The 7199-nt window shown below is 67.5% G+C and carries 6 protein-coding genes, 1 other RNA gene and 1 pseudogene; 4 read left to right on the top strand and 4 right to left on the bottom strand.

Going from position 1 to position 7199, the window contains the following annotated elements; all coding sequences use genetic code 11:
• Positions 1-193 (top strand): annotated as a pseudogene (locus ACSFBL_RS31445) (TorF family putative porin); the annotation flags it as partial.
• Positions 194-199: 6 nt separating this feature from the next.
• Here the strand turns inward: ACSFBL_RS31445 and ACSFBL_RS31440 are convergent.
• Both ACSFBL_RS31440 and ACSFBL_RS31435 read right to left on the bottom strand, forming a co-directional pair.
• Positions 200-985 (bottom strand): slipin family protein, encoded by a 786-nt coding sequence (locus tag ACSFBL_RS31440; protein ID WP_435519739.1) that lies wholly within the window; start codon positions 983-985, stop codon positions 200-202.
• Positions 986-988: 3 nt separating this feature from the next.
• A complete protein-coding gene (locus ACSFBL_RS31435; RefSeq protein WP_435519738.1) occupies positions 989-2383 on the bottom strand; it encodes an NfeD family protein in 1395 nt (464 codons plus the stop codon).
• Between the two features lie 143 nt (positions 2384-2526).
• On the opposite strand from ACSFBL_RS31435, the gene ACSFBL_RS31430 reads away from it, so the two are divergent.
• Complete coding sequence (locus tag ACSFBL_RS31430) at positions 2527-3024, top strand: tetratricopeptide repeat protein (RefSeq protein ID WP_435519737.1); 498 nt, start codon at positions 2527-2529, stop codon at positions 3022-3024.
• Between the two features lie 104 nt (positions 3025-3128).
• On the opposite strand, the gene ACSFBL_RS31425 is transcribed toward ACSFBL_RS31430, so the two are convergent.
• Positions 3129-4133, bottom strand: coding sequence for a Bug family tripartite tricarboxylate transporter substrate binding protein (locus tag ACSFBL_RS31425; protein WP_435519736.1), 1005 nt, complete (start codon positions 4131-4133; stop codon positions 3129-3131).
• Between the two features lie 126 nt (positions 4134-4259).
• Here ACSFBL_RS31425 and ACSFBL_RS31420 point away from each other — a divergent pair, with 126 nt between their 5' ends.
• Both ACSFBL_RS31420 and ACSFBL_RS31415 read left to right on the top strand, forming a co-directional pair.
• A complete protein-coding gene (locus tag ACSFBL_RS31420) occupies positions 4260-5945 on the top strand; it encodes an MBL fold metallo-hydrolase (protein WP_435519735.1) in 1686 nt (561 codons plus the stop codon).
• A gap of 10 nt (positions 5946-5955) precedes the next feature.
• Complete coding sequence (locus tag ACSFBL_RS31415) at positions 5956-6663, top strand: RNA pseudouridine synthase (RefSeq protein ID WP_435519734.1); 708 nt, start codon at positions 5956-5958, stop codon at positions 6661-6663.
• 136 nt (positions 6664-6799) lie between these two features.
• On the opposite strand, the gene rnpB is transcribed toward ACSFBL_RS31415, so the two are convergent.
• Positions 6800-7135: RNase P RNA component class A (gene rnpB, locus ACSFBL_RS31410), an RNA gene on the bottom strand.
• Positions 7136-7199 lie beyond the last annotated feature (64 nt).

Here is a 7199-nt window from a genome sequence, read left to right as displayed (position 1 = left end):
CGTGGGCGTGTCCTACGACTTCGGCAGCGGCCTGGCACTGGGCGGCTGGATCCAGGGCGGCAACAACCAGAGCGCCTTCAACCTGGTGGCCTCGCCCGGCATCCCCACGGGCACCGCCCTCGGAACTGTCGGCGGGACCACCTTCTCGCCGAATGTGACGCGCTTCATCCTCACGCTGACCAAGACGCTGTAGGCCCCGCTAGCCGTCGGGCGGACCAGGCTTGCGCGTCAACCCCTGCAGCAGCGGCGAGATGATGTCGACCGGCAACGGGAACACGATGGTCGAATTCTTGTCCGCCGCGATCACCGTGAGCGTTTCGAGATAGCGCAGCTGGATCGCCTGCGGATGGCGTCCGAGGATCTCGGCCGCCTCGGACAGCTTGACCGAGGCTTGCAGCTCGCCTTCCGCATGAATGACCTTGGCGCGCCGCTCGCGCTCGGCCTCGGCCTGCCGCGCGATCGCGCGCACCATGTTGTCGTTGAGGTCGACGTGCTTGATCTCGACGTTGGTCACCTTGATGCCCCACTGGAAGGTCTGCGCCTCCAGCGTCTTCTGGATGTCTAGGTTGAGCCGCTCGCGCTCGGCGAGCAGGTCGTCGAGTTCGTGCTTGCCGAGCACCGCGCGCAGCGTCGTCTGCGCCAGCTGGCTGGTCGCCTCGAAGTACTTTTCCACCTGGATGATGGCCTTCTCGGGATCGATGACGCGGAAGTAGAGCACCGCGTTCACCTTCACCGACACGTTGTCGCGCGTGATCAGGTCCTGGCTGGGAATGTCGAGCACCATCACGCGCAATCCCACGCGCACCATCTGCTGGATGCCGGGAATCAGGATCACGAGCCCCGGCCCCTTGACCTTCCAGAAGCGCCCAAGCTGGAAGACCACGCCGCGTTCGTACTCGCGCAGGATGCGCAGCGAGGCCGCCGCGATCATGGCGCCCAGCAGCACGAGGAAGCCGACCGACACGAGGCTGAAATTGATGGACATGCGTCACGCCCCGACAGGGCTCTCCTGAATGTCTTCCGCCACCTGCAGGGCCAGTCCCTGCACGCGGGTCACGCGAATGCGACGCCCCGGCAGCAAGCCGTCCGCGCCGCGCACCTTCCAGTAATCGCCCTGGATCTGCGCCCAACCTTCACCGTCCGCGAACTCGACCAGCTCGCCGGTCGCGCCGATCAAGGTCGAGACACCCAGCACGGGCGGACGGCGCCGCGTCTTCGCGGCAATGCCCCCCACGACGAGGATGAAGATCGCCGAGCCCACCGCGAGCAGGCCGATCAGCCACAGCGGCACGCCGAAGCCGGGCACGTCGTTGTCGATCAGCAGCAGCGCACCGATCGAGAAAGCCGCGACGCCGCCCACGCCCAGCACGCCGAAGGTGGGCAGGAAAGCCTCGGCGATGAGAAAGCCAATCCCCAGGAGGATCAGCCCGAGCCCCGCGTAGTTGACCGGCAGCATCTGCAGCCCGAAGAGCGCCAGCATCAGGCTGATGGCCCCCACCACGCCCGGCAGCACGAAGCCCGGATTGGAGAACTCGAAGAGCAGCCCGTAGATGCCCACCATCAGCAGGATCAGCGCCAGGCTGGGCTCGGTGATGACCGACAGCAACCGGCTGCGCCAATCGGCTTCGACCACCAGCACTTCGGCGTTCTGCGTGGCCAGCCGGATGTTGCCCTGGATCGTGCGGACTTCGCGGCCGTTGACCTGCTTCAGCAGGTCGTTCACGTCCTGCGCGATCAGGCTGATGACGTTCTTCTGCAGCGCCTCCTGCGCGGAAAGGCTGACCGATTCGCGCACGGCGAGTTCGCCCCAGTCCGCATTGCGCCCGCGCAGTTGCGCGAGGCTGCGGATGTAGGCCGAGGCATCCGCGAGACGCTTGGCAGTCATCGCGTCGCCGCCCTGCTCGGAACCCTTGGCGCCTTCGGGCTTGGCCGACGGCGCGGCCGGCGTCGGCATGCCGATGGCCACCGGCGTCGCGGCGCCCAGATTGGTGGCCGGCGCCATGGCCGCGACGTGGCTGGCATACAGGATGTACGTGCCGGCGCTCGCGGCGCGCGCGCCGTTCGGCGCGACGAAGGTCGCCACCGGGACCGGCGAAGCGAGGATGTACTTGATGATGCTGCGCATCGAGGCGTCCAGCCCGCCCGGGGTGTCGATCTGGATCACCGCGAGCCGCGCGTTCTCGGCCGCGGCCTGCTTGAGCCCCCGCCGCACGTAGTCGACGGAGGCCGGGCCGATGGCACCATCGAGATCCATCAGCACGACCCGGCCGGGCCCGGTGGAAGCGGATGACGAGGCGGCGGGAGGCATGGCTTGGGCATGGACCACGCCCGCCGCGAGGGCGAGGAGGACCAGTCCCATCAACCATGCGCTGGCGGACCTCATCGCTTCATTCTAGGGATCGCCCGCCGCGCTGTCACATGGCCGCGCCGGGTGTTGACACCCACCCGCCGCAGGATTGGAATGCAACCGATCTGAGGGCGATTCGCGAGGCAGGGCCGGGGAGCAACCACCTGGGAGCACTCATCATGCGCAAGAGAGCACTGGCGACGGCGGCGTGCCTGGTTTTCCTGAGCCTGCCTGTCTGGCCCGCGGGTGGCGGAGGCGGCGGGGGCGGGGGTGGCGGCGGCGGCAGCGAGGCCGAAGTGAAGAAGCTCGACCCCAACTATGTCGCCGCGCAAGCCGCCATCAAGGCAGAGCAGTGGAACGACGCCATTGGGCGCCTGACCCTCGTGATCCAGATCGATCCGAACAACGCCGACGCCTGGAACCTGCTGGGCTTTGCCTACCGCCACACGGGCGACATGGACAACTCCTTCAAGCACTACGAAAAGGCGCTGCAGCTCAATCCCAGGCACCGCGATGCCCACGAATACATGGGCGAAGCCTACCTGCAGGTCGGCCGCGTCGAGGACGCGGAAGTCCACCTCAAGGCGCTCGACAAGCTCTGCTGGCTACCCTGCGAGCAATACACCGAGCTGAAGGAAAAGATCGACACCTACAAACGCCAACGCGCGAAGAGCTGACAGCAAATGCGTGAAACGCCGCGGAACCGGCTCCGCCGGGCCGCTGGCGTTGCCCCCCGAAGAGGGGGTAGGCGAAGCGACACGAAGTGCGCGCAGCCTGGGGGTCAGTCAATATTTATATTGGCAGTCTTGGCCACTTCAGCCCATTTCACGCGGTTGTCGTGAACCGTCTGCTTGAACTGCGCGGGCGTCTCGATGCGCACCGTGTTGCCCTGGCCTTCGAACTTCTCGCGAATCTCGGGCTGCTCCAGCACGGACTTGATGGCCGCATTGAGCTTGTCGACGATGTGCGGGTCGGTGCCCTTGGGCGCGAAGATGCCGAACCAGATCGAGCTGTCGAAGCCCTTGGTGCCCGGGATGCCGCTCGATGCGATGGTCGGCACTTCCTTGATGGCCGCCACCGGCTTCGCCGTCGTGACGCCCAGCAGGCGCACCTTGCCGGCCTTGTACTGCGGCAGCACGGTCTGCACCTGATTCATGATGCAGCAGGTCTCGCCGCGCACGACGGAAGTGATCGCCTCGGGGCCGCCCTTGTAGGGCACATGCACCATGTCGAGGCCCAGCCGCGAATTGAATTCGGCGAAGGCCATGTGCGTGCCGGCGCCGTTGCCGGTCGAGGCGTAGTTGAACTTGCCCGGATTGGCCTTCACGAGATCGACGAATTCCTTGAGCGTCTTCACGTTCATCACGTCGGGGTTGATCGTGAGCACGTTCGACACGTCGAGCACCGGGGCCACCGGAATGAAATCGGTCTCGACGTCGAAAGGCAGCTTCTTGTAGAGCGCCGCATTGCTGCCGTGCGTGGCCGCAGTGCCGAAGGCCAGCGTGTAGCCGTCAGGCCTGGCGCGTGCGACGTACTCGCTCGCGATGTTGCCGGCGGCGCCCGACTTGTAGTCGATGATGACCGGCTGCCCGAGCTTGTGCTGCAGCGGCTCCTGGATCGCGCGGGCGACCACGTCGACGCCGGATCCGGCCGGGAAGCCCATGATCATCGTCACGGGCTGCTGGGGCCAGTCGGCCTGGGCAAAGGCGACCGGCGCCGCGGCCCACATTGCAAGGGCCGCGAGCGCGAGAAGACGCCGAACGCGGCTGGGGGGAGAATCGGACATGACAGTCTTTCGAGACGGATGAGCAGGCAGGAATTGTGGCGTTTTGCTCATGATGGTTCGTGTAGAAGCTTATGCATGCGGCCGTCACGTATGGACTTTTGACCTCACTCCCGATAATCGCGACCCATGGTACGCCCCACCCAATTGCTCCATCCCCAACGCGAACCGGCGCCCGTGCGGGCCGCCGCGACCGTACTGCTGCTGCGCGATACGCCGGAAGGCGTCGAGGTGTTGATGACGCGGCGCTCGTCGACCGCAAGCTTCGCGCCAGGCGCCTACGTGTTCCCCGGCGGACGCATCGATGAAGGCGACACCACCGCCCGGTCCATCGCCACGCGGCGCCGCACGCAGAGCCGCGTGCAGCTCACCCAGGCCATCGCCGCCATCCGCGAAAGCTTCGAGGAACTGGGCGTGCTGCTCGCCCACCACCCCGATGGCCGGCCGGTGAGTGCCGAAGAGGTCGCCTCCATGGACCGCAGCACCGCCACGACCACCGTCGCCTTCGCCGACCAGTGCATCGCGCGCGGCCTGCTGCTGTCGACGGACAAGGTCTACACCTTCGCGCACTGGATCACCGACCGCGACCTGCCCAAGCGCTTCGACGTGCCCTTTCTCGTCGCCCGCATGCCCGAGGGCCAGACGCCGACGGCCGACGAGACCGAGCAGTTCGAGCCCTGCTGGGTGCGGCCGGCCGATGCGCTCGCGCGCCACGCGGCCGGCACCTTCTTCATGATCTTCCCGACGCTGCGCACGCTCGAGCGGCTGGCCGTCTACAAGACCGTCGACGCCGTGCTCGATGCCTGCGCCAACCGCCATGGCGGCGAAGGCCCGCTGTGGACCAGCTGCCCGCGCGCCGGCATGCTCGCAGGCAAGGAAGCGCGCTACATGGAAACCGATTCGCCCTTCGGCGAACTCGCGCTGGTCAGCCCCGACGGGCAGCTCGTGCACACGCTCGACTGGCAGAGCGAGCATGCGGTGCCGCTCCTGAAGAACGTGCAGCGCCTGACCGCGCCCAACCCGAGCGCGATGACCGGCCCCGGCACCAACACCTACATCGTCGGCGATGCGAGCACCGGCTACATCGTCATCGATCCGGGACCGAACGACTTCGACCACATCGGCCGGCTGTGGCGCGCGACGCATGGCGACATCCGCATGATCGTCTGCACCCATTCGCACGCCGACCATTCGCCCGGCGCCCTGCCCTTGCAGAAGCTGTGCAAGACCCAGCCGCCGATCCTCGGCCTGCCCTCGGCGCCGACCGCCCGTTCCACCGCGCGCTTCAAGCCGGATCGCGCACTGAAAGACAGGGAGCGCCTCGTCCTCGGGCCGCCGGCCGGCGCCAGCAAGGTCGACGCCAGGGCGCACACGCACACGCTGCGTGTGGTGTACACCCCCGGTCACGCGGCCAACCACCTGTGCCTGGTCCTGGAAGAAGACGGGCTCCTGTTCTCCGGCGACCACATCCTCAATGGCAGCACCACGGTGGTCGACCCGCCGGACGGCAACATGAACGCCTACCTCGATTCGCTCGACAGGCTGGACGCCACCTGCGCCTCGGGCGACGTCACCTTCATCCTGCCGGCGCACGGCTACGTGCTGGGCGACGCACGCACCGCCATCGCCTACCTGAAGGCGCATCGCCTGAAACGCGAGGCCAAGATCGCCGCCGCCATGCGCCAGTTGCCCGAGGGCACGCCCGAGGACTGGCTGCCGATCGCCTACAACGACGTGCCCGAGCGCATGTGGCCGGTGGCCGCGCGTTCGCTCGCGGCGCACGTCGAGCGCATCCTGCAGTCGGCCAAGCCATGAGGATGCCTCCGTGACCGAAGCCGACGAAGGCGTACGTCTCGCCAAGCGCGTCGCCGCGCTCGCGGCTTGTTCGCGGCGCGAGGCCGAACTGCTCATCGAGAACGGCGCCGTCCGCGTCGACGGCGAACCCGCGCTCCTGCCGCAATCCCGCGTGCGCGCCGACCAGAACGTCGAGATCGAAGCCGGCGCCCGGCCGCAACCGGTCGTGCCCGTCACCCTGCTGCTCCACAAGCCCGCCGGCATGCCCACCGACAACGCGCACCGACTGCTCGTGCCCGCCAACCACCAGGACCCCGAACGCGCCGGCCTGCGCTTCCTCCCGCGCCACGTGGCCGCGCAGCGTTGCATGACGCCGCTGGAAACCGGTGCGAGCGGCCTCGTCGTCTTCACCCAGGAATGGCGCGTCGAGCGCAAGCTCCAGGAAGACGCCGGCATCATGGAACACGAGATCATGGTCGACGTCGCCGGCCCCGTCGGCCCCGAAACGCTCGCCCGCCTCGAACGCTCCCCTGCCCGCGTCAGCATCGGCCAGCAGGCCGAAGGCCACACCGGCCTGCGCTTCGCCCTCAAAGGCGCCCGCCCCGGCCAGGTCGCCCGCATCTGCGACGACGCCGGCCTGCAAATCCTGGCCATGAAGCGCATCAGAATTGGCCGAGTCCCGCTAGCAGGCCTGCTCCCCAACCAGTGGCGCTACCTTACCCCCAACGAGCGCTTCTAAAAAAAGAAGCCGCCGGAACGGCAGGCGCCCTTCGTGAGGGCCGCCGCGCTCGGCCGCCCGGAGCGGCCGGCCCGCCCCCGGTAGGGGGTAGGCGAAGCGACACGAAGTGCGCGAAGCCTGGGGGCGAGTTAAAAAAGTGTGAAGCACGCCTATAAGCCGGATTCTGTGCATCGAGGCCTCTTTCGAGGCTCGACGTGACCGCCATTACTCTGGGCCGTTTGTCACCAAACGGCTCGGTGCCACCTACCCGCCAGCTCTGCGGAACCACATCGACGCTGGCCTACTTGGTGTTGCTGCGCGCAGAGATTGCCCGTTTCACCCGACCGGGGTTGCCCCCGGCCGACTCGTCTCTGTTGCTCTGATCCTCACCTCGCGGTGGGGAGCCGTTAGCTCCTGCGCTGTCCTGTGCAGTCCGGACGTTCCTCCAGTGCGCTCTTTCGAGACATGCACCAGCGGCGGTCCAGCGTGCTTCACGCGGCGATTATCGCCACAATGGCGGTCCTCATTTCCTCATCCGGGGCCAGCCCCATGGAGAC

Origin of the sequence: Variovorax glacialis, from assembly GCF_051216375.1 — a bacterium.
Classification (GTDB): domain Bacteria; phylum Pseudomonadota; class Gammaproteobacteria; order Burkholderiales; family Burkholderiaceae_C; genus Variovorax.
The sequence above is the reverse complement of the archived record's forward strand: the minus strand, read 5'-3'. Positions and strand labels throughout refer to the sequence as shown.